Raw genomic sequence first — 23205 nt, 5'->3', positions numbered from 1 at the left:
AGTAGGAAATTAAGTGTGGATAGTACTTAAACACCAAAGGAGTATTTTTTATGACAGCTGAAGCAACATTTACAGGGATTTTAGGACTGATATTAAGAATAGTATTATTACTTATTTCTTTAAAATCAAAAGATATGAACACCATTGTAAAAATGATTTTAGTAAGTAGCTCAGCATTTTTAATTATTATAGGTTGTCTAACATTATGGGAAATATACGTAATTGTAAAAGAGTTATATCACTTATGATTTTGTAATTGCAGGAAAAATAAGAAGGATGTAAGGAAAAACACAGAGATAATAAACCTCTGTGTTTTTTCTTTGCGATTTAAAAACAATCCCTATCAATCTAGTTTTTTACCCATAAAGCAAAAAATACGCTATCCTTGCTGATCATCATAGGAAAGGGTGGCGTATTTTCATTGTTTCTGGGATTATTTTCTTAAGTTTCGCAAAATTCGTAAATCCAAAATATGGTTGACATTCCGGGATTACATTTGTAATATCGGAATGTGGATTACAAGTGTAATACAAGGGGTGGAATTTTATAAAATGAAAGAATTACCAAAAATATCGGAAGCTGAATTGGAAATCATGAAAGTTCTTTGGTCAAGGTCGCCTCAAACAGCCAATGAAGTGATTGAAGCACTTGAGGAAACGATGAATTGGAAACCGAAAACGATTCGAACGCTTATTAATCGATTAGTCCAAAAAGAGGCTGTTTCTTATCATCAGGATAAAGGGCGTATGTATGCATATTATCCTTTAGTGTCGCAAGATAGTTATTTACAAGTAGAAACAAAATCGCTCCTCAAACGTTTCTATGGTGCGGCATTTAAACCGTTACTTGTGAATTTTTTAAAAGAAGAAAAACTTTCTTCAGAAGATATTAACGAACTCAAACGTATTCTGGATGAAAAGACTGAGAAAAATCAGAGGAAGGATAGATAATAATGATAGATATGTTCATAAACGTCTATCTACCTCGCTTCTTTGATTGGGTGATAGAAACCTCTATTATGGCAAGTATATTAGTTGGCCTAATCTTATGTGTTAAAGTTTTGCTTAGAAATAAATTAACCCCACGATGGCAATATCTATTATGGATGATATTAATTGTAAGACTTCTATTACCATGGTCACCGGATAGTTCCTACAGTATCTATTCTATCCTTTCGCACGGTAATGGCACTGCAGTTATTTTTTACCAAGCCCCTGTAACTGTTTCTTCTTCAAAAGAACGTATGCAAGAATTGACAGATATAGGCGACTCAAAGATAACCACAGAAGAAGATATCTATGCATCTGGTTCAACAAAAATAGCTGAAGAAAGTAAGAAACAAACACACAATAGTGAAAAAAGAAATGATGCGACGTTTTCATTTTATACAATCCTTTTCTATATTTGGCTTGCTGGGGTTATCATTCTTAGTTTTACTACTATCATTCTGAATAGGCGTTTATTACTCTACATAAAAAAACAACCTACTATTATAGATGAAAGGATAGTCCGAATTTTTGAAAACTGTAAGAAATCTATGTCTGTTCAACAGGATGCCCCACTACTTTTAGCTGGAAAGATTTCAAGTCCAACTGTGTTCGGATTTATTCGGCCAAAGGTATTATTGTCAAGTGTACATATGAAAGTACTAAATGAGCAACAGTTACGATGCATTTTTTATCATGAATTGGCTCACATCAAACGAAGAGATGTTGGTGTGAATTGGTTGATGCATGGCTTACTCATTTTAAATTGGTTTAACCCAATTCTTTGGTATGCCTACTCATGCATGCGGGAAGATCAAGAATTGGCCTGTGATGCATTGGCTTTGACATTTATAGATTCAGAGGAACAAATAGCATATGGCCACACTATTATTACGCTTTTAGAACATTATACAAATTATTATCAAGTGCCTAGTTTAGCGAATTTAAGTAGAAATAAAAGGACATTAAAAAGGAGAATCCTTATGATTAAAAAGTTTCAAAAGAAATCATATCGTTGGTCTGTATTTGGAGCTGTTGCTGTAATTGCTGTGTCATCTATATCTTTATTAAATGCACGTGCAGATATATCAACCAACCCACAGAAAGAACAAACGGAAGTAAAAAATAATATCAAAGAAGCAAAAACACAAACTAAAGTTCCTATTCAGCAAATTGTAGAAAAGATGATTGGTACAAAAGGACAGGCATTTGCAGAATTTCATGTTTCAGACAGTCGATATGAATCTACACTTGAAGAAATGGAAGTAGCACGGAATCTGTTAACAAAAGAAGAATTTGATCAATTGATTAAATTGCAAACAGAGGCGTATATCATTGATAAAAAGACAAGAGATGTAGGGAGACCTGAAGATTTAGAACCAGACGATCGTAAAGAATTAGAGGAAAATAGCAAAGCTATTGGACCGTTATGGGAAAAAATCTATTCACATTTCACGTTTACTGTAAAGGAGGCACAGAAATTAGTTGATTTTCCAATTAAGAAACCAACTTATGTAGCGAAAGGTTATGAACTAAAGAAGGAAGAAGTTGAAACAGAAATTACAACAAAAAAGCTGAATCCTATCATTCACTCAGAATATAGAGCCGAGGAGTTTGGCTATAGAATTTATCAATCCGCCATTTTAGAAAAAGGAAAAGATCCGTTTTACATGTGGATTAATGACAATGACAAGATAGAAAATTATGAACTAGAAGGTGCAAAAATCACTTTTGCTAAAATGACTGGAAGTAATGTAAAAGGCATGAAGATGATTGTTCCTGCAAAAGGAAAGGACAGTGCCTATCAAGTTGTAATCATTGATGATGTTTTAAATAAGGCTGAATTAGAGAAAATCATGATTTCCTTTTTGAAATAAAAATAGAGTCTCAAGATTCTTTTCTTGAGACTCTATTTTTATTTGAGTTCGAACGAAATCTTCATGTGATAAAAGAAATTAATAATCTATAAAACAAAAAATTTGTACATTTTTACCTGGAGATGTCAATTTTCTTGTTTTGGGATATTTGCTTTTCTTAGCTTAATGGGCATGTGGTGCTACCCCCATACAAGAAAAGAAGAGAATAAGTAATAAGCTGCTTCTGACAGCTATTTGAACAGAGATAGCCAATTGTAAGAGTAAAGAAAAAAAGCATTATCAATTCTTCCATTATTTTAACGGAGGAGAGTGTTTTATTAAAATGTAGAAAATACCGGATTATCAAATGGTGAAGGTATGTGATTATCTTTCTTTTTTATGTAAGGATTGCACTTGTTTTTTCCATTCACTGAAATACATTTTCTTCGTTTGTGCTAGTTCAGCAGGAAGCCTTGCAATGAGTTCTAAGCTATTTCCATCAGGATCTTGAAAATAAACAGATGCATGTGCTTGTTCTGGAAAAACAATCGGTTCAATTGGTTCCATGTTAAAGCCTTTTTTTGCCATAATTCCTTTTGATTCAGCCATTCGATTGCTTGCTCTAAGTCATCCATTTCTATACGAAAGGCAATATGTCTTGAAGCAGGATGATAGGGTATTTTATATTCATCATCTTCCCAAAGTCCAAGCCAACTTTCATTTTCGACAATCCAAAAGAAAGCAATTTTCTTATATTTTTTATATAGTTTAAGGCCAAGAGATTCGTAAAATGGGATGGACCGTTCTAGATTACAAACAGGTAGATGGGCTTCATATAAGCCTTTAATCATTGGATTGCTCCTCCTTTAGAAAAATATTTCTTATTCTCTATTTTATATAATATATGGTTTATTTTTATCATGAAATAGCATGAAAGAGTCTCGTACAAAAGTAACAGAAAAAAAGGGCGCTCATTTGAGTGCCCTTTTAATATCCAAATCCGCCGCCCCAGCAGCTACATCCGATAATAATTAAAAGGATAAACAGCACAACGAGTAAAGCAAATCCGCCGCTAAAACCAAAGCCACTAGCTTCATAACCCATGATTTTTCCTCCTTTCCCAATGCGCATTTGTATAACAAGGGGGGTACTTCATACGTTATGTTTGTTGACCAAAAAGGAGCAGGTCCATTTGAAAAAATAAATCAGATAAAGAAAAACTTTTTTAATCAATGGGAGGATTCCTTCTGACTGATAACTGGATTTTTTATTTTTGCGCAGAATTATGCAAATGTATCGGTCACGAAATAGAAAGCTGAATGAAATTAAAAAAATAACCATAGAATCCAATGGATAGAAGTGAGTAAAATAAAGGGTGTTTTTACAATGATGAATTTTTAATTTATAAATATTTAAATAAATTCGTGTTTTTTTATTTTTTTATATGAGCGGATGTATTATACTTTAAAAGTAATAATATGGAAAAAAGGGGTTTTTATGATAGATATGGAGATGAGACAATTACAAGAGAAAATAGAAAATCAGAAGCAAGAGTTAAGTGTACTTGTGGCTCAATATGGGTTAGCGCACAATAAAGTATTGTTGTTTAGTAGAGAGTTGGATGCGTTAATTAATAGATTTATGAATGAACAGAAAGAAATGGTATGAAATATTGTGCTAAATAAAGAAAGACACTCTTTAGAGTGTCTTAATAGGAAAGAGGAGATAAAACTATTGTTTACAAGCCTCAACATCAATGCCAGCGGCAATTAATTTCTTTTCGCCTTCTCGTTCAATTATTTTTTGTAATTTTGATAAGAAGGAATCGAAGTTTGTGTGCTTAGCAACTTGAAATGTCATTTTATGTTCAATAGGAAGCCAAGTGCGAATATCTGCTTCGTTATGTTGGATCTTTACTTCCAGTTTATCTAGAGCATTTGCAACTTTTGCTTCGTATGTTTCTTTTTCTTCAAATTCCATCCATAAATGATACAACTCTTCACCAAGAGGACCTTCTAATGTTTGTTTAATATTTAATATAGCTTGTTGTTCATTTTCTTGTTTTGTTAATTGTAATTCTTGACTATTCATTGTATCAAAAGCGGGAATATCTCCAGCTTCTGCTTCCACAAGATCATGAATAATGACCATTTTAAGCAGTTTTTCCATATTTACTTCTTTATCTAAATAAGGCTGAACTAAGATAGCCATAAGCGACATGCGCCATGTATGTTCAGCGACACTTTCTTGACGACCGTTTGAAAGCCAGCTATGTCTCATTTCATATTTTAATTTTTCTGCGAGTGCAATGACTTGTAAAATATTATTCTCCATATGGATCCTCCTCATATCAATATATTGTAATTTTAATATAAAAAAGAAATGTGTCAATTTTATGAGGTTATTGCGATAAATAGATAAGGGAAGTATAATAAAAAACGAATGCGAAAACGTATTATCAAAATAAAAAAATAGAAAAATGAAAAAAGGAAGGGCAGAAATATGAGAGATGAAAATCAACCATTAATTAGGCCACAAAAGAAAAAAAGAAAATTTGATATTTCTAGCCCATTTGGGATTATAGTAGGATTTGCTGTTGTAATTGCGGCTATTATGTTTGGCGGAGGTGGAATAAAAGGATTTAAAAATTTCTTGGACGTTTCATCTATTTTAATTGTTGTAGGAGGAACAATGGCAACAGTGGTTGTTGCGTATCGATTTAGTGAAATGAAAAAATATATAAAAAGTATTTTTTCCGTATTGCATAGAAGAGACGAAGATTTAGAACAATTAACAGAGATGTTTGTAGAGTTTTCCAAAAAATCGAAAAAACATGGGTTGTTATCATTGGAAGCTGATGGAGAAGAAGTAGATCATGCTTTTATTCAAAAAGGCATTCGCTTAATGCTTAGTGGATACGATGAAGAGGAGTTAAGAGAGGTATTAACAAAAGATATTGAGACAGAAGTATATGAATTGAAAAAAGGTGCAGCATTGTTAGATAAAATTGGTGATTTTGCACCAGCTTGGGGAATGATTGGGACATTAATTGGTCTCATTATTATGTTGCAAAATCTACAGGATACGTCTCAAATTGGAACGGGAATGGCAGTTGCCATGTTAACAACGTTATATGGATCTGTTATTGCCAATATGATTATGATTCCGCTTGCTGAAAAAGTATACCGGGGTATTGAAGATATATACATTGAAAAGAAATTTATTATGGAGGCAATTTCAGAATTATACCGTGGACAAATCCCTTCTAAATTAAAATTAAAGCTTGATACGTATGTATACGAAACGAAAATAAAAAAAGAAAAACGAGCAGCGTAACTTTTTAGGGGTGGGATGATGATGAAACGACCGCAAAAAGGATCACCTCGATGGATGACGACCTTTACTGATTTAACGATGTTATTGCTTACTTTTTTTGTATTATTAGTTGCGACATCAAAACAAGATACAGCGAAATTATCAAAAATGCTTGAGAAGTTTAGTGATGCAGGGCAAGTGGATGCACAAGTAATGGAAAATACAATACCAGATATTTCTCATGAAAAAAATAGTGAGAAAGTATCGTCTAAAAAAAGAATGGATGATTTGTATAAGAAGCTAAAAGGTTACGTAACAGAGAATGGAATTCAGGAGGTACAGGTGTACCGCGAAGATACAGGGGTTAGCATTGTTATTGTTGATAATTTAATATTTGATACTGGTGATGCAAACGTAAAACCAGAAGCGAAAGAGATCATTAGTAGATTAGTTGGATTCTTTCAGTCTGTTCCGAATCCAATTGTTGTAGAAGGACATACAGATAGTAGACCGATTCATAATGAAAAATTCCCATCAAACTGGGAGTTATCCTCTGCACGCGCTGCGAATATGATTCATCATCTAATTGAAGTATATGACATAGATGCTAAAAGGTTAGCAGCGGTTGGATATGCCGATACAAAACCAGTTGTATCGAACGATTCACCAGAAAATTGGGCGAAAAATCGTCGTGTTGTGATATATGTAAAAGAATAATATATGAGTATTTCATAAAAAAATAATAGAAATACAAAAATTCTTTAAAAAAAATATTAAATTTTCTCGTTTTATTTTGTATAATGAGTGAGAATGATAAGCTGAAATATTATGATATATTTATACATAGAAGGAGAGAATTGAAAAGAATGGCACATAAAATTTTAGTAGTAGATGATGCGATGTTTATGAGAACGATGATTAAAAATTTATTAAAGAGTAATCCGGAATTTGAAATTATCGGTGAAGCAGAAAACGGACTAGAGGCGATTCAAAAATATAAGGAACTTCAACCTGATATTGTAACATTAGATATTACAATGCCAGAAATGGATGGTCTAGAAGCATTACAAGAAATTATAAAAATTGATGCAAATGCAAAAGTTGTAATTTGTTCTGCAATGGGACAACAAGGCATGGTATTAGATGCGATTAAGGGCGGCGCAAAAGACTTTATTGTTAAACCGTTCCAAGCCGACCGTGTTATTGAAGCATTAACAAAAGTAGCGGCGAGCTAATTCATATAAAGAGGGGTGCCACAAAGAATCGAACAATGATAGATATAAAAGTGTGGGCCCCTTTTTCTATTGTTTTTAAAACATTAAATTGTTATACATAAATGAAATGCTTGATAAGGCAGGGGGGTTGAAAATGCAAACAGATTTATTAAATATATTTTTTGAAGAGGCAGAAGAACATTTGCAATCATTAAATGAAAATGTCTTAAATTTAGAACAAAATCCTGAAGATATGGATGTTGTTGGTGAAATTTTCCGTTCTGCCCATACATTTAAAGGTATGTCTGCAAGTATGGAGTTTACAGAGATGGCTGATTTAACACATAAGATGGAAAATGTTCTTGATGAAATTCGTCATGGAAATATGGCAGTTAATGCTGATATTATAGATGTTATTTTTGAATGTATTGATAATTTAGAAAAAATGGTCGCTGATGTACAACAAGGTGGTGTAGGGAATTTAGATGTTGCAGCTACAAAACAGAAGCTAGAAGCTTTGTTAAATGGTGATGTAGTCAGTACAACAGATACCCAGCAACAAATCGAATTACCTGACAATGAAACAGTTTCGCATGAAGTTCATATTACGATTGAGCAGCAAGCAATATTAAAAGCAGTACGAGCCATTATGTGTATAGAAGTTCTACAAGGTTTAGGAGATATTGAAAAAACAGTTCCGAGTATAGAGGAAATCGAAGCAGATGCTTTTGGGTTTGAGTTTACAGTCTACATGAATACAGAGCGGAGCGAGGAAGAACTAACACAAGCTACACTTCATGTTTCTGAAATTGAAAAAGTGGAAGTGAAACAAGCGAAACAGGAACAGCCAGCCATAGGAGCGCAAGCTGAGAAAGAAGCGAAGCAGAGTGCAACATCTTCTTCACAACCAGCTAACAAAGGAACATCTCCTAAAGGAAATGCAAAAGGAAAAAATGCAAAAGTAGAAAATCGTTCTATTCGTGTTCAGTTAGAAAAGATAGAGCGATTAATGAATATGTTTGAAGAAAGTGTAATTGAACGTGGCCGTATTGATGAATTAGCGGAGAAGATTCAAAATAAAGAATTAATAGAGCATTTAAATCGATTGGGAGATATTTCAAAAGATATTCAAAATGTATTGTTAAACATGCGTATGGTACCGATTGAAACGGTGTTTAATCGTTTTCCACGCATGGTGCGCATGCTAGCGAAAGATTTAGGGAAAAAGATTGATTTACAGATTACTGGTGAAGATACAGAAGTCGATAAGATTGTCATTGATGAGATTGGAGACCCACTTGTTCATTTAATTCGTAATGCAATAGATCATGGCATTGAAACGGTTGAAAAACGTCGTGATGTAGGAAAGAATGAGACAGGAACAATAAAATTAGAAGCTTTTCATAGTGGAAATCATGTTGTCATTCAAATTACTGATGATGGAAACGGGATTAATAAAGGAAAAGTATTAGAGAAAGCGATTAAAAATGGTGTTGTAACAGAAGCGGAAGCGAATAAATTAACAGATCGTGAAGTATTTGATCTTATTTTTCAACCTGGATTTAGTACAGCGGAAGTTGTTTCAGATCTTTCAGGAAGAGGTGTGGGATTAGATGTTGTTAAACATACACTCAATAGTCTCGGCGGTCATTTAATTGTTGATTCAGAAGAAGGAAAAGGTAGCATATTCCGCATTGAACTTCCTTTAACGCTATCTATTATTCAATCTATGCTTATTCAAACGAATGAAACACGATATGCTTTACCGCTTGGTAATATTGTTGAAGCAATTCGAATTAGAAAAGAAGATATACAATCATTGCAAGGAAAAGATGTTTTAAATTATCGCGACCAAATTATTGAAGTGAAACATTTAAGTGTGATCTTTGGTGAAAAAACAGCAGAAGAGGTATTTACATCATATGATAATCAAATGATTCCTGTTTTAATCGTGCGTAATACGCATCGTAGCTACGGACTTATCGTAAACACAATTATTGGTCAAAGAGAAATTGTCTTAAAGTCATTAGGTGACTTCTTTGCAGAAAGTGCAAAACATTTCTCTGGTGCGACAATTCTCGGTGACGGACGGGTAGTCCTCATTTTAAACCCAGAAGGTTTATAAGTGAAATGAAACTCCCTAATGTGCAAAGTTGGGGAGTTTTTCGTGACTATAATAATCAACTGTATTATTATTCATTTATATCACAATTCTTATCATAAGTTTGTTAAAATATAACGGGTATAATAGAAAGGCTATATAAACCAAACCATAAGAAAGAAATAGAAATGAGGAGGCGAGAAAAATGCCTGAAGAACATACAAAAGAGGAAACGGAAACTCTTGTGGCAGAAAAAGAAGAACAATTACTTACATCTGAAGAATGTGATATTCTAGGCGAGATTGCGAATATCTCATTTGGTTCTGCATCAACGATTCTATCAACGATTTTAAATAAACAGGTCAGTATTACTGCTCCTCATGTTGAAATGGTAAATTTATATGATGCGAGAGAAATAGAAGTTCCACATGTCGTATTAAATATTCATTTTACAAAAGGATTAGATATAGAAAACTTGTTTGTTCTTCAACAAGATGTTGCGTTGGCTATTGCGGATCTCATGATGATGGGATCAGGTGAAGTGGAAGAAGGAAAAGAACTTGGAGAATTAGAACTAAGTGCAGTACAGGAAGCTATGAATCAAATGATGGGGTTTGCCGCAACATCTATGTCAGAGTTTTTCCAAGATACAGTGGACATGTCGCCGCCGACTATTAAGGTTGTAAAACTACTAGATGAAATGGAGAAAATCTCTGGTAGTGAAGAAAATAATATAATTATTAAAGTATCGTTTGATTTAAAAATAGATAGTCTTGTAAATTCTAAGCTTGTGCAAATTGTATCAGTTGAACATGCGAAACAAATGATAGATAAATTATTACAGTTGTCTAGTGGTACAGAACAAGAAAAGAAAAATATTGAAACAAAAAAAGAAGTAGAAAACAACCAAGAATTAATAGAAACAGACTCTGTAAAAGAGCAATTAACACAAGAAGAAAAAGATGTGTTAGGGGAAATCGCCAATATTTCCATTGGTTCCGCATCAACAGTATTATCGACAGTATTAAATCAACCGGTTAGTATTAGTACACCAAATGTAGAAACAATCAATGCTCGTCATTATGATGGTGTTCCAATTCCATTTGTTATATTAAATGTTGACTTTGTTGAAGGCTTAAAAAATGAAAATGTATTTGTATTTACAAAAGACGTTGCTTTAACGATGGTAGATCTCATGATGATGGGAACAGGTGAAATCGATCCGGACCAAGAGTTAACAGAACTAGAACTAAGTGGCATTAAAGAAATCATGAACCAAATGATGGGACATGCGGCAACTGCCATGTCAGAAATGTTCAAGGAAAAGATGGATATTACTCCACCAACAGTAAAATTTATTACTTTAAAGGAAGAAATGGAATATTTGGGAGGAGGTACAAATTGGAATGAACTAGTTCAAATTACATTTAATATTGAAATTGGAGAACTTGTTCAATCGAAGATGTATCAAATCTTGCCAATCCCAGAAGCGAAGGAAATGGTGCGGCGCCTGTTAGATCCTGTTATAGAAGAAGCTGAAATTGAGACAGGAGAAGTTGTCCAAGAAGAAATGAAGGAAGAAGCAGTTCAAGTATCAGAAGCGCAACCATTCGAGTTCCAAGAAATTCCAACAACTAATGCATTGGGAATCGATGCATCCATTCTTCAAGATGTGGAAGTAAATGTGGAATTTGTATTTGGAAGTACAGTAAAGACAATTGAAGATATATTAAGTTTACATGAAAATGATGCAGTTGTACTTGATGAAGATATTGATGAACCGATTCGAATTTATGTGAATAATATATTAGTTGCATACGGTGAACTTGTTAATGTTGATGGATTTTTCGGTGTGAAAGTTACAAAATCGTTATAAGACGTTAAATAGGAGCTTGAACAAATAGATGAATAGTATGAGATATGTTCTCGTTTGCTGGATGATATTACAGCTACTTCTCTTCTTCCCAATTCAAAGTAAAGCAGAAGAGAGTATACAAGAAAGTAATATCGAAACAATCAACCAACAAGATATGCAAAATAATAAACAGCCAAAAGAAGAAATAGAACACCAAGAAAAGCAGCAAGAGGAGCAAGAACAAAAGTTTGAAACAGAATTAGGTATAGTTACGGTGAGTAAGCCTCAGTTTATGTTAGGAGAACAGCTGAAAATTACGATTGAACCGAAAGAACAAAATGTGCAAAGTGTAAATGGAACACTGCAATTGCAAGTGAAAGAAGGACAAAATGAGCAAGAGCGGTCGTTAATTTTTCAATATGAAGCAGAAGCGAACAAGTGGATTGCATCCTACACAGTTGGAGCTTATGATTTAGAAGGAGATTGGCATCTTCAGCTCATGCAACAGTATGAAGACGATGAAAGTAAAGAAATCATAGAAAAAGAAATAGAAATCCCACTCGTTAACATTAAAAATGAAGCTCCGACTTTAGATAAAGAATTGCCGAAGTTAGAACAACTTGTTGTTGAAGACGCAAAGGATGGGATAATCGAGCGGAAAAATGGTGATATGTTAGAGATTCGTGTGAAAGCCTCCGATGCAGAATCAATAGTAAAAGAAGTGCGTATTGTATTAAAAGGGGAAGAACCGAATAATGATATTACTTTTTTACTAGATTATCAAAAGCATGAACAGGATTGGCGGAAAATTTATGAAGTAACAGAAGCGATGAAAGTGGGGAGATACCATCTTCATCTTGAAATCGTTGACGCTGCTGGTAACCGCTTTGTGCAAGAAAGCTCGTATATTATCTCTATTTTAGAACAAGCATCTAAAGAGAGCGAAGAGCCAAAAGAACAAGTTCAAGAAGAGAAGCAAACGGAAGAGCCGATCAAAGTAGAGAAAGTTGCTGCGAAGGAAGAGACGGTTGTCCCAATTGCTGATGTGCCGAAGAAACAAGAAGAGCAAAAACAGCCTGAACAAGAAGTGAAAAAAGTACAGCCGTCAAAAAAAGATCATCAAACGGTTTCTAAGAAGCAAGAGCAAGTTGAAAGTAAAAAAGAGAAGAAACAGCCAAAAGAAGAGAGATTTGAAGCTTCACAAATATTTATGATAATAGCAGGCTTGTTCGCGTTATTCTTTGTTGTAAAAAGTAATAAAGAGTGGAGCTAACATAATAATGAAATGCGGAAGTGCTTGAAAAGGAGCATGGAAATGGATATTAAGCGCATTGGTATGGAAAACAAGACGTTAGACCCGTTCAAACAGTCTGCGACTATTTCTAAACAGGAGATACATAAAGAGCGAAAACAAAGTAATCTAGTAATTACAACTCAATCTCAAATCATTACAAAGAATCATGAAATCGGTATTTTACTTGCAAATCTTGGTGATGGAAAAGCGCTTACAGCATTTCTCATGAAGGAAATAGATACGATACTTCAGTTATTTTCAAAACTGCATACAGTAGCGAATGAAGGAAAGCAGTCCGAACAAATATATGAGCAAATTGTGAGGAGTATAGAAGGAATTGTAAAGCAGGCACATGTAAAGGGGATTCCTTTATTAGATGGAACGTATGATTATGCCGAAGTACAGCTTGTATTTGGACGGAAAGTATTTATCCCATTATTAGATGTAAGTGGGCTTCTTTCTTTGGCGGAGCAGAATCCTTCTCAAGGTAATTTGAATATGATTATGAGCGTCATTACGACTTATATGACAAAACTATCAAATGAAACTTCATTAATAAATGGTGTTTATCCTTCTCAGGATCGTGATGCGAGTGCATGGCGTGCATTAGCCGAAATGAATATGACACAGTTGTCACACCAATTCAAAAAAGCGATGCAAGAACATAAGTGGTCGATTACGATTTGTTTTTTACTTATATGGATTGTTTGTATTCTTTTCATACGGTCATGATAGAGAGACAAAAGGTCGCTGCTTTCTAAAAAAGCAGCGACCTTTTTATATTTTTTCATAAAAGAACGTATCAAAGCGCTGAAGATTATAGCGCTCAGGAGTTAAAATTTGCTCCGTGCTACCGACAAATAATACGCCGCCTTTTTTTAAGGAACGGCTAAATTTGTCATAAAGTAGCGCCCTTGCTTCTTCTGTAAAGTAAATCATAACGTTGCGACAAATAATTAAATCAAAATTTGTGTCGAAACTTTGTGTCAATAAATCGTGTTGTTTAAAGGTTACTTGTTGTTTTATGCTAGGACTTATTGTATATATATCATTTTCTTTTATAAAATGACGTTTTTTAAAAGCATCTGGTAACTCTTTCAAAGAGCGTTCTGTATATTGACCTTGTTTTGCTTTTTCTAAAATATGAAAATCGAGATCTGTTGCTTGAATTTCAAAGCGAAAAGTTGGCAATCGCTCTGATAAAATGAATGAAAGGGTATACGGTTCCTCGCCAGCTGCACATGCAGCACTCCATGCTTTTAACTTTCCAGTATTTTGTTGGAGCAGCTTTGGTAAAACTTTTGTTTCAAGTGTTTGCCAACGCTCTTTATTGCGGAAAAATTCCGATACGTTAATTGTAATGTGATCGATAAAGTGTGTAAATAATTCTTGGTCATTTCGCAGAGCATTGATAAAATGAGTATAATTTTCAAAACCTTTGCGTGAGAGGAAAGAATCAATTCTTCTCCTCATTCTATCCTGCTTATATAAAGAAATATCTATATGGAATTGTTGTTTAAGACTCGTTATAAAATAATTATAATTTTGTTCATTTATCATAGTTATATAGGCACAATATATTGTATTGTGCCTCCCCCTTTTTAGATGTATTACATCATGCGGATTTTTTGTTCAAAGCTTTTTTTTACTTGGTTTTGCTGTAATCCGGGTAAATCATAAATCACTGCATCAACCCCCGCATCCTTTGCGATATCGACAGGAATAACAGACGTATGTTTATCTCCATTGTAAAAGCAGAAAACTAACTGACTGCCTTCCACAATTTGTTTGATAAAAGACATATACTCTGAGCGATAAATAGAATCATAAGGGTAATCAAATGTGATATATTGTGCTCCGTATGCTTTTAGATAATCGACCGCTTCTTGAAATTCATCTGTTAGTAAATGTAGCGATTGCAATGTGTACAGGCATAAGTTTGGAGCCAAATGTTCATTTTCTATAAAGAAATGAAGCACTTCATTTTCAATAGATTTGTAACATAATATGTGAATTTTATGTTTGTGAGCATAGTCTAATAAAAAAGCTTTTATTTCTTTTCGATCTAATGCTGTTAATTGATTTGAACCACAAAGAAAAATATTCATAGATTTGCGCCACCTCATGCTAAATTGTAACATAACTTCCGCAAAAAATAACTGCAAAATATCGTTATACAGAGTATAATTATAAATAACCGGATTTTACGATTAATAAATAAAAAAATAAATAAATGTATAGGTGATTGATATGCTACGTTCTATTTCGCACAATCCAATTTTATCGCATATACCACCTGCAAACCAAATGCCGAAAGAAGCAAACTTGAGAACTGGACTTGCTTTTTCGGAGAATTTGCATGCGGATTCAAAGAAAGATAAGTTGCTAGAGCAAATGGAAGCATTTGTTGATAATATTGGAGAAATTAAAGAAAAAATTGAATTAGAGTTAACTCTTGATAATGTAATGGAATATAAAAATACAGTGAAATCATTTTTGAATTTCTATGTTGATCATGTATTACAGTACAAAGATGTTATGTCGCGTCATCCAAGGTATGGATATTCGCAAAAAATGACAATCGTGAAACAAGCTGAAACGGGCTTAAATGAATTAGAGGATGTTATGAATTTAATTAATACAAAAACAGGTCATTTAGAAATATTAAACCAAATTGGAGAAATTCATGGTTTAATTGTGAATCTAGTATTATAAAAAGGAAGGAAGTTATATGTACATACAGTTATATGAGAAGCTCGTTGTCATTCAAAAGGCATACGAGAATATTAGTGTGCTTGGAGAACAGATATATGAGAATTTAAAACAAAAAAACATAAATGAAGTACAGCGACTGCAAGTGGAACAACTGCGATATATAGATGGTGTAAAACAACTAACAACTACTTTCAAAGATAGCGTTGTTCAATGTTGTCAAGAAAATGGCGTTGAACCATTTCGAATGCATTCGTTGTTTTCGTATTTTTCAGAAGAAGAAATTAAAAAAACAGAAGAATTACAAAAAAAACTACTGGAATTAGAAAAAAATGTAAAAACAATTCTGTTGAAAAATCAATATTATTTAAATATATTATTAAAAACTACAGAAAGTATTGTGGATTCTGTTTCTGAATACAATCAAGAAAAGAATCATAATTCGCAAATCTTTATGAATGAGCTATTGTAAAGGAGAAGTGAAAAATTATGAGATTATCTGATTATAATACACCGCTATCAGGCATGTTAGCGGCACAAGTTGGGTTGAAAACAACACAACAAAATCTTACTAATATTCATACACCGGGATATGTGCGTCAAGCGGTAAACTACGGATCTGTGGGAGCGAATAATGGAAATACACCAGAACAACGAATTGGTTATGGAGTTCAGGTAATGGGTGTAGATCGTATTACAGATGAAATTAAAACAAAACAATATAATGAGCAATTATCTCAGCTGTCTTACTACGGGTATATGGACGATGCTTTATCACGAATAGAATCTATTATAGGGACAACTGGGCCGAATTCATTGTCTAGCTTGATGGATGGTTTTTTTAATGCATTTCGTGAAGTAGCTAAAAATCCAGAACAAGCAAATTATTATGATACGCTTATTGCTGCAACAGGTAAATTTACAAATCAGTTAAACCGCATTGGAAGAGATTTAGAAGAAGCGGAAATGCAAGTATCAGCAGATATTCAAGGGCATGTAGACGAGTTTAATCGTCTTGCTGAAAGCTTAGCAAAAGCAAATGAAAATATTAGAGAGGCTGGTTTGAAAGTGCCGAATCAGCTCTTAGACGAGCGAGATCGGATTATTACAGAAATGTCTCAATATGCTAATATAGAAGTATCTTACGAATCTGGAAATCCTAATATTGCGAGTGTTAGAATCTCTGGTGTATTAGCAGTAAGTGGACAAGATACGTATCCACTTCAATTACAAAAGGAGAAAGAACCGATTTCAGTACAAATTTCCGGAACAGATATTCCATTAAAGAGTGGGAAAATCTCATCTGCAATTGATATGAAAGTAAAGATTACTGGAAATAAGGACAAGCATGTTAAAGGCTATAAAGATTCTTTAAATGAATTAATGTCTGCTATCAAAGATCAAGTAAATGGAGTTATGAAAAAAGATTTCTTTGTTGGAGATATTTCCAAAAATATTCGTTTAAATCCAGAACTTGCAAATGACGTTTCAAAAATGAAAATTTCTACTGAAACAGCAAAAGAATTGGCAGGAATTTCAGATAAAGAATATACAGATGGACTTTCTTATAAACAAGCATTAGATAAATTTCTTGTTGGAATTGCATCAGATAAAAGTGCAGCAAGTGCCTATAAGGATATTCATACAAACTTATTCACAGATACTGAACAAGAGAAAATGAGTATGGAAGGCGTTAATATGGAAGAAGAAATGGTTAACTTAATGGCCTTTCAGAAATATTTCGTTGCCAATTCGAAGGCAATTTCAACAATGAATGAAGTATTTGATAGCTTATTTTCTATCATTCGATAAGGGTAAATTTAATTAATTTATAAAAATTAAACAATAAAGAAGGGGATTTTATGAGAGTATCTACATTCCAAAATGCAAATTGGGCTAAAAACCAACTGATGGGTTTAAGTGTTCAGCAACAATATCATCGTAACCAAGTCACTTCAGGTAAGAAAAATTTACATATGAGTGACGATCCGCTTGCTGCGGGGAAATCATTTGCAATCGAACATTCATTAGCAAATATTGAACAGATGCAAAAAGATTTAAAAGATTCAAAAAATGTTTTGTCTCAAACTGAAGCAGCGTTACAAGGTATTACGAAATCTTTAACAAGAGTCGATCAATTGGTTCTACAAGCTGTAAATGGGACGAACGGTCCAAAGGAAATGAAAGCGATAGGTACAGAAGTTAATCAATTGTTAAAGCAAGTGGTATATTTGGCTAATACAAAAGAACAAGGACGCTATCTTTTTGGCGGGGAAAGTGTAGAAAAACAACCTTTTACAGAAGATGGTACATATCAAGGTGGAAATAAAAATGTTACATGGGAATTAAATGATGGCTATGAAGTGACAGTTTTTCGTAAAGGGGATAACTTGTTATCTTCAGCTATTCAAACATTAAAGAAAATGGGAGATGCATTACAAAATGGTGATAAAAAATCCTTGGAGCCATTACTAGAAGAAAATAAGCAAAATTTAGATAAGGTGTTGAATCAAACAACAGAATTAGGTGCAGTAATGAATACGTTGGATACATTCAATACAATTTTAAATGAACAAAACTTAGCGCTCCAAGAAAATCGAAAAGAAATCGAGGATGTAGATTTAGCTGTAGCAATTTCTGATTTAGCTTATATTAATGCAACGTATGAAGCGACATTAAAATCAGTAAGTACGATGAGTAAAATTAGTATTTTGGATTACATGTAATGATAAGAAGGAGTGGATATAAATGGGAGGAACAATCACCAATGTAGGTGGTAGACAGCAGATTTGGAATTTAGGGAATAACATAATTGATACCTCTAATTTAGTAAATTTAGAACTGCAAGCTTTAGAAATGAAAAAAACGCCTTATGCAAATCAGAAACAAACACTCACTAATGAGAAACTTATTTATGCAAGTGTAAAAAAAGAATTTGGGAATTTTTATCAAATTTTTAAAGATTTATCTGCATTTAAAGGGAATGAAAAGAAAACAGCAGCCTCTAAAGATGGATTTCTTACGGCCCAAGCGGATGCTTCAGCAATTGCAGGTACATATACGATTACAGTTGAAAAGGTTGCACAAAGACATCAAATTACTACGGCTCCAGCGAATTCAACAAATACAACAGGGACAATTCAGTTGGATGATAAAATTGGAAAAGACGATACATTTAAAATTGGTAGTAAAGATGTTACAGTTACAAAGGATATGACGTATAAAGATGTAGTTAACAAAATTAATAATGGAAACTATGGTGTGTCTGTATATTCTCTAGGGGGACATTTATTTTTTACATCAACTACAGAGGGTAAAGATGGCGAAATAAAATTAACTGATGGAAGTAATGGCTTTTTAAAGAGTATCGGATTAATAGATAGTACCGGTGCAATCGCAAATGAGATTACAAAACCATCAGATGCGGAATACACAATAAATGGAATTGCTGGAACTAGTAAATCTAATAAAATTAGCACTCTTCCCGGTGTGACTATTAATTTAGAAAAAGAAACAACGGAACCAATTACTTTGACAATTCAAGATTCTGATATAAAGGATTCTATTAATTTAATCAAAAAAATGAAAGATGAATATAATAAAGCTGTTTCAAGTTTAGATTTGTTTGCAGGTAAAAATGGTGCTTTGCAAGGAAGTAGTGTGGCATTTTCGATTCAAAATGCTATGACAAATCTTTTTTCATATTCTCAAGATAAAACATTTCTGTTCTCTTTTGGTATCGAAGTTGATAAAACAGGAATTATGAAATTAGATGAAGCGAAGTTGGCAACTGCATTTAAAGAAAATCCAGAAACAACAAAACAATTTTTCTTTGGTTTAAATGGTTTAGGACATAATATGGAGAAAAACCTTGATAAGATATTTGGTGATGAAGGTTTTATTGGAAAGCGATCTAAAAGTATTGATGAGCAAGTAAGCAAATTAAATCAAAAAATTAGTGACATTGATACAATTAATAAAACGAAACAAATATCTATTATTGATAAGTATGCTAAGTTAGAATCTACACTGGCTTTACTTGATATGCAGTTAAAAACTATGAAAGCTATGACAAAGCAAAAAAGTGATGATTAATGAAAATTGAGGAAGTGTTAGTATGCAAGCGTGGCAACGATATATGCAAAATGATATTATGACAAGTAATCCAATTAAAAATACAATCTTCATTTATGAAAGATGTATTGTTGAGTTTCAAAAATTAGAGCAATTGCTCAGTGATTTTCAAATTCAAGAGGGAGAAATACTCCTTGAAAAATTAGAACGTATTTTTGAAGAGCTAAAATTACAGTTGAATCCGGAAATTACAAAAGATTTATATGACAGCCTTTACGGTTTATATGATTGGATTAGCTCTCAAATTCAAATGATGAAAATAACACGTGAGGCGAAAGATATTGATGCAATTGTAAAAGTATTACAAGATTTAATAGATGGATATCGTGGGGCGTTGGAAAATGCACAATGATATTTATCAAGCTTTTGTTAGCTGTTTTAATGAGATAGGGGAACTAAATGTAACGGAGGAAGAATTCTCTGAAAAAAGTGAAATGCTAAATCGCTGGATGATGACGTTAGATGAGGAAATGCGTGCTCAAGTAGCAGAACAAGTGAGTCCTTATATTATTAAGGCTGCACAACATATTCGAGATAAACAAAAAATATTAGAAGAAATGATTATGTCAAATGATGGACGTATGAAAGCAAATGCTTTTTATGGGAAATATTGATAAGTGCATGGTTAATATTTGCAATGAAAACATATTACTCACATAACATGTAAGAGAAATCTTTATGTGAGTAATATGTTCATTAGTGAATGATGAATTCCGCTGATAGAGGTTTCATTTTATTAAAATAAACAGAAAAGGAAATTTATTCGACGAACTAGTATAAAAGGAATTTTTATCTTGTTTTTTTGTATTATTTTTTACATTTTTTTATTTTTCTAAAGACAATATTGGAAAAATGGCATAAAATATTGAAGGATGCATAGTAAGGTATTATTGTAATAAACGAATACATATAAGAGAGTGAAGAATGAAGTGAAACTTCCATCAGTGGATGAATACGGTTGGCTCAGAATGATAGAAAGGGTGTGGAATATGCCGGATTTAGTTAGTGACGTAGGTCATTATATGAACTATTTGGTAACAAAAAGAAATACGATTTCTAATAATATTTCTAATGCGAATACACCAGGTTATAAAGCACAGGATGTTACATTTTCTGAACAAATGCAAATGAGTAATGAATTGTATAAAAAAAATGCATCTGATTTAAAGACGAATTCAAGTTTATATCAAACAAATAAATTGCATTTGCCAACAGCAAATGTAAAAAATACATATGCAAAGATTCAAGAGAAATCGATGCAAGTAAATAAAGATGGAAATAGTGTTGATGTAACAACAGAAATGCTAGATTTGCTAAAGACAAATCAATTATACGGTATTTCAATCAATGCGATTAATACACAGTACACAATTAATCAGGCAGCAAGAGGACGTTAAGAAAAAAGGAGAGACAGCTATGTTTCAGGCAATTAATGCAAGTGGATCAGGACTAACTGCCGCACGAAAGTGGATGGAAGTAAGTTCTGATAATATTGTCAATGCAAATACAACAAGTGCACTAGATGGGGAACCTTATCGTCGTCGCAGTGTTGTATTAGAATCAAACCGTAATTTTGCAAGTATGCTCAAGGAAGCTCCAAATGATGGAGTGAAAATTACACGAATTGAATCAGATCCAAATGAAAATTTGGTTTATAACCCGTCACATCCACATGCAAATGCAGAAGGGTATGTTCGTTATCCAAATATTGATATGACAGCTGAAATGACAAATGTTATGGTTGCACAAAAAATGTATGAAGCCAATACAAGTGTATTAAATGCAAATAAAAAAATGCTCGATAAAGATTTAGAAATCGGCAGAGGATAATAGGAAAGAGGGAGAATATGAAAATTGAACCAATGTTAAATACACAGCCATTTGGATCTATTCAATCAATTGGTACACCTAAGAATTCGCAATCGTCCGTGATTGAGGGCAAGAGATTTATCGAATTATTGGAAGATATGAATCAAACACAAAATAACGCTCAAACAGCAGTATATGATTTGCTTACGAAAGGTGTAGGAGAGACGCATGATGTCCTTATTCAGCAAAAAAAGGCAGAATCACAAATGAAAACAGCTGCTGTTATACGTGACAATCTGATTGAAAACTACAAGCAGTTACTTAATATGCAAATTTAGGAAAATGGACGGGTGTGTTTAAATGGAAAAGATAAAAAATGTTTTCCAATCGCTAAAAACATGGCATAAGATGGTTATTGGTGCTGCGATTTTAGCGATTGGAACAGGAGCGCTTTTATATTTCACCTTGCCAGATAAATATGTTGTTGTCTATCAAAATTTAAATGATGCAGATAAGCAAGAAATTACAGCAGAATTATCAAAGCTAGGTGTAGATTATCAGTTAGTTAATGATGGAGCTATTAAAGTTCCAACAAAAGATGCTCCTTGGATTCGAAAAGAAATGAATGGAATGGGATTGCCGTTTAATTCAAAAAGCGGTGAAGAGATTTTATTAGAAAGTTCTCTTGGATCTAGTGAACAAGACAAGAAGATGAAACAGCTTGTCGGTACGAAGAAACAACTTGAACAAGATATTGTAAGAAACTTTGCAACAATTGAAAGTGCTAATGTTCAAATTACGTTACCTGAAAAAGAAACGATTTTTGACGAAGAAAAGGCGAAAGGAACGGCTGCGATTACAGTTGGGGTAAAACGTGGTCAGCTATTAACTGAAGATCAAGTTGCAGGTATTCAGCAAATGATTAGCGCAGCAGTTCCTGGAGTAAAGCCAGAGGAAGTTAGCGTTATTGATAGTAAAAAAGGTATTGTTTCAAAAGGTGCGGATGCATCAACACATGCAAGTTCGTCTTCTTATGAAAAAGAAGTAGAAATGCAACAGCAAATTGAAAACAAGCTGAAACAAGATATTGATGCGACATTAATGACAATGTTTAAAGCGAATGAGTTTAAGGTTAATACAAAAGTTAGTGTTAATTATGATGAAGTGACACGTCAATCCGAGAAATATGGTGATAAGGGCGTTCTTCGTAGTAGACAAGACCAACAGGAACGTTCAACTGCGCAAGAAGGCGCTGACGCAAAACAAGGCGCAGGTATTACGGCAAATGGCGAAGTTCCAAATTATGGTACGAATAATAATCAAAATGGTAAAGTTGTTTACGACAATAATAATGGTAATAAAATTGAAAACTATGAAATTGATAAGACAGTTGAGACGATTAAAAAACATCCAGAATTAACAAAAACAAATGTTGTTGTTTGGGTAGATAACGATACATTAACAAAACGAAGAATTGATATGACGACATTTAAGGAAGCAATTGGAACAGCAGCTGGTTTACAAATTGATCCAAATGGAGAATTTACAAATGGCCAAGTGAATGTTGTTACTGTTCAATTTGATCAACAAAAAGAAGAGAAAACGAAAGAACCAGAACCGAATGGCTTCAACTGGTGGTTAATCGGAGGAATTGCGGGAGGACTTCTTGCATTAGGTGGTTTGGTTTGGTATTTATTAGCAAGACGTAAGAGAAAACAAGAAGAAATAGAGGAATATGAATCATTGGCAGAGGAAGAAGTAGCAGCTACTGATGAAACAATTATGGAAATTCCTGAAGAAAAACTAGAACCAACAGAACAGGCAGAACCAACAGAACCAACGTTAGATGAACAAGTGCAAGATGCTGCAAAAGAGCATGTAGAGGGCACTGCAAAAGTTATTAAAAAATGGTTAAATGGACAGTAAGGG

The 23205-nt window shown here is 33.4% G+C and carries 25 protein-coding genes and 3 pseudogenes; 23 read left to right on the top strand and 5 right to left on the bottom strand.

Annotated features, from left to right (window positions below; all coding sequences use genetic code 11):
• Nucleotides 1-50 precede the first annotated feature (50 nt).
• From MR063_RS05540 to MR063_RS05530, 3 genes are all read left to right on the top strand, one after another.
• Nucleotides 51-248 (top strand): hypothetical protein, encoded by a 198-nt coding sequence (locus MR063_RS05540; protein WP_242195035.1) that lies wholly within the window; start codon nucleotides 51-53, stop codon nucleotides 246-248.
• Nucleotides 249-551: 303 nt separating this feature from the next.
• On the top strand, nucleotides 552-950 hold the full coding sequence (locus MR063_RS05535; protein WP_242195032.1) for a BlaI/MecI/CopY family transcriptional regulator: 399 nt from the start codon (nucleotides 552-554) through the stop codon (nucleotides 948-950).
• Between the two features lie 2 nt (nucleotides 951-952).
• The gene (locus MR063_RS05530; RefSeq protein WP_242195030.1) at nucleotides 953-2863 is read left to right on the top strand and encodes a M56 family metallopeptidase; all 1911 of its coding nucleotides are present in this window, start codon (nucleotides 953-955) and stop codon (nucleotides 2861-2863) included.
• A 363-nt stretch (nucleotides 2864-3226) separates the two neighbouring features.
• On the opposite strand, the pseudogene MR063_RS05525 reads toward MR063_RS05530, so the two are convergent.
• Together MR063_RS05525 and MR063_RS05520 are read right to left on the bottom strand one after the other, a co-directional pair.
• Nucleotides 3227-3693 (bottom strand): annotated as a pseudogene (locus MR063_RS05525) (VOC family protein).
• A gap of 136 nt (nucleotides 3694-3829) precedes the next feature.
• Complete coding sequence (locus tag MR063_RS05520) at nucleotides 3830-3946, bottom strand: YjcZ family sporulation protein (protein ID WP_081428358.1); 117 nt, start codon at nucleotides 3944-3946, stop codon at nucleotides 3830-3832.
• A 348-nt stretch (nucleotides 3947-4294) separates the two neighbouring features.
• Here MR063_RS05520 and MR063_RS05515 point away from each other — a divergent pair, with 348 nt between their 5' ends.
• On the top strand, nucleotides 4295-4510 hold the full coding sequence (locus MR063_RS05515) for an aspartyl-phosphate phosphatase Spo0E family protein (RefSeq protein ID WP_242142736.1): 216 nt from the start codon (nucleotides 4295-4297) through the stop codon (nucleotides 4508-4510).
• A 63-nt stretch (nucleotides 4511-4573) separates the two neighbouring features.
• On the opposite strand, the gene MR063_RS05510 is transcribed toward MR063_RS05515, so the two are convergent.
• On the bottom strand, nucleotides 4574-5176 hold the full coding sequence (locus MR063_RS05510) for an HD domain-containing protein (protein ID WP_242195027.1): 603 nt from the start codon (nucleotides 5174-5176) through the stop codon (nucleotides 4574-4576).
• Between the two features lie 168 nt (nucleotides 5177-5344).
• Between MR063_RS05510 and MR063_RS05505 the strand changes: the two genes are divergently transcribed.
• The 8 genes and pseudogenes from MR063_RS05505 to MR063_RS05475 all read left to right on the top strand — a co-directional run bounded on the left by MR063_RS05505 (nucleotide 5345) and on the right by MR063_RS05475 (nucleotide 13353).
• Complete coding sequence (locus tag MR063_RS05505) at nucleotides 5345-6178, top strand: MotA/TolQ/ExbB proton channel family protein (protein WP_242195024.1); 834 nt, start codon at nucleotides 5345-5347, stop codon at nucleotides 6176-6178.
• A gap of 18 nt (nucleotides 6179-6196) precedes the next feature.
• Nucleotides 6197-6874, top strand: coding sequence for an OmpA family protein (locus MR063_RS05500; protein WP_242195021.1), 678 nt, complete (start codon nucleotides 6197-6199; stop codon nucleotides 6872-6874).
• A gap of 149 nt (nucleotides 6875-7023) precedes the next feature.
• On the top strand, nucleotides 7024-7392 hold the full coding sequence (locus MR063_RS05495) for a response regulator (protein ID WP_242142740.1): 369 nt from the start codon (nucleotides 7024-7026) through the stop codon (nucleotides 7390-7392).
• A 133-nt stretch (nucleotides 7393-7525) separates the two neighbouring features.
• A pseudogene (locus MR063_RS22075) lies at nucleotides 7526-8207 on the top strand (Hpt domain-containing protein); the annotation flags it as partial.
• Nucleotides 8208-8302: 95 nt separating this feature from the next.
• Nucleotides 8303-9496 (top strand): annotated as a pseudogene (locus tag MR063_RS22070) (chemotaxis protein CheA); the annotation flags it as partial.
• A gap of 181 nt (nucleotides 9497-9677) precedes the next feature.
• Nucleotides 9678-11348: a flagellar motor switch protein gene (locus tag MR063_RS05485; RefSeq protein ID WP_242195015.1), complete on the top strand. Its 1671-nt coding sequence runs from the start codon at nucleotides 9678-9680 to the stop codon at nucleotides 11346-11348.
• A 28-nt stretch (nucleotides 11349-11376) separates the two neighbouring features.
• Nucleotides 11377-12600 carry a transglycosylase gene (locus MR063_RS05480; RefSeq protein ID WP_242195012.1) on the top strand — a complete coding sequence of 408 codons (1224 nt, stop codon included), beginning with the start codon at nucleotides 11377-11379 and terminating at the stop codon, nucleotides 12598-12600.
• A 42-nt stretch (nucleotides 12601-12642) separates the two neighbouring features.
• Nucleotides 12643-13353, top strand: coding sequence for a hypothetical protein (locus MR063_RS05475; RefSeq protein ID WP_012093838.1), 711 nt, complete (start codon nucleotides 12643-12645; stop codon nucleotides 13351-13353).
• Between the two features lie 45 nt (nucleotides 13354-13398).
• Here MR063_RS05475 and MR063_RS05470 read toward each other — a convergent pair whose 3' ends face one another.
• Together MR063_RS05470 and MR063_RS05465 are read right to left on the bottom strand one after the other, a co-directional pair.
• A complete protein-coding gene (locus MR063_RS05470; protein WP_041809613.1) occupies nucleotides 13399-14181 on the bottom strand; it encodes a CheR family methyltransferase in 783 nt (260 codons plus the stop codon).
• 50 nt (nucleotides 14182-14231) lie between these two features.
• Nucleotides 14232-14729, bottom strand: a complete 498-nt coding sequence (locus tag MR063_RS05465; protein ID WP_012093840.1) for a hypothetical protein — start codon at nucleotides 14727-14729, stop codon at nucleotides 14232-14234.
• Nucleotides 14730-14871: 142 nt separating this feature from the next.
• Here MR063_RS05465 and MR063_RS05460 point away from each other — a divergent pair, with 142 nt between their 5' ends.
• The 11 genes from MR063_RS05460 to fliF all read left to right on the top strand — a co-directional run bounded on the left by MR063_RS05460 (nucleotide 14872) and on the right by fliF (nucleotide 23202).
• The gene (locus MR063_RS05460; RefSeq protein WP_012093841.1) at nucleotides 14872-15336 is read left to right on the top strand and encodes a YaaR family protein; all 465 of its coding nucleotides are present in this window, start codon (nucleotides 14872-14874) and stop codon (nucleotides 15334-15336) included.
• A gap of 16 nt (nucleotides 15337-15352) precedes the next feature.
• A complete protein-coding gene (locus tag MR063_RS05455; protein ID WP_012093842.1) occupies nucleotides 15353-15805 on the top strand; it encodes a hypothetical protein in 453 nt (150 codons plus the stop codon).
• A gap of 17 nt (nucleotides 15806-15822) precedes the next feature.
• Nucleotides 15823-17145, top strand: a complete 1323-nt coding sequence (flgK, locus tag MR063_RS05450) for a flagellar hook-associated protein FlgK (protein WP_242195009.1) — start codon at nucleotides 15823-15825, stop codon at nucleotides 17143-17145.
• 50 nt (nucleotides 17146-17195) lie between these two features.
• Nucleotides 17196-18059, top strand: a complete 864-nt coding sequence (locus MR063_RS05445) for a flagellar hook-associated protein 3 (RefSeq protein ID WP_012093844.1) — start codon at nucleotides 17196-17198, stop codon at nucleotides 18057-18059.
• A gap of 22 nt (nucleotides 18060-18081) precedes the next feature.
• Nucleotides 18082-19428 carry a flagellar hook-associated protein 2 gene (locus MR063_RS05440; protein WP_012093845.1) on the top strand — a complete coding sequence of 449 codons (1347 nt, stop codon included), beginning with the start codon at nucleotides 18082-18084 and terminating at the stop codon, nucleotides 19426-19428.
• A gap of 22 nt (nucleotides 19429-19450) precedes the next feature.
• On the top strand, nucleotides 19451-19819 hold the full coding sequence (locus MR063_RS05435) for a flagellar export chaperone FliS (RefSeq protein ID WP_012093846.1): 369 nt from the start codon (nucleotides 19451-19453) through the stop codon (nucleotides 19817-19819).
• Nucleotides 19809-20081 (top strand): hypothetical protein, encoded by a 273-nt coding sequence (locus tag MR063_RS05430; RefSeq protein ID WP_012093847.1) that lies wholly within the window; start codon nucleotides 19809-19811, stop codon nucleotides 20079-20081. The genes MR063_RS05435 and MR063_RS05430 overlap by 11 nt, the downstream gene beginning before the upstream one ends.
• A 354-nt stretch (nucleotides 20082-20435) precedes the next feature.
• The gene (gene flgB, locus MR063_RS05425) at nucleotides 20436-20864 is read left to right on the top strand and encodes a flagellar basal body rod protein FlgB (protein WP_049759297.1); all 429 of its coding nucleotides are present in this window, start codon (nucleotides 20436-20438) and stop codon (nucleotides 20862-20864) included.
• 19 nt (nucleotides 20865-20883) lie between these two features.
• Nucleotides 20884-21297: a flagellar basal body rod protein FlgC gene (flgC, locus tag MR063_RS05420; RefSeq protein ID WP_242195006.1), complete on the top strand. Its 414-nt coding sequence runs from the start codon at nucleotides 20884-20886 to the stop codon at nucleotides 21295-21297.
• A gap of 17 nt (nucleotides 21298-21314) precedes the next feature.
• Complete coding sequence (gene fliE / locus MR063_RS05415) at nucleotides 21315-21614, top strand: flagellar hook-basal body complex protein FliE (protein ID WP_012093850.1); 300 nt, start codon at nucleotides 21315-21317, stop codon at nucleotides 21612-21614.
• Nucleotides 21615-21636: 22 nt separating this feature from the next.
• Nucleotides 21637-23202, top strand: coding sequence for a flagellar basal-body MS-ring/collar protein FliF (fliF, locus tag MR063_RS05410; protein WP_242195003.1), 1566 nt, complete (start codon nucleotides 21637-21639; stop codon nucleotides 23200-23202).
• Nucleotides 23203-23205 lie beyond the last annotated feature (3 nt).

Origin of the sequence: Bacillus cereus group sp. BfR-BA-01492 (genome assembly GCF_022662815.1) — a bacterium.
GTDB lineage: Bacteria > Bacillota > Bacilli > Bacillales > Bacillaceae_G > Bacillus_A > Bacillus_A cereus_BD.
This window is presented reverse-complemented; position numbering and strand designations above follow the sequence as displayed.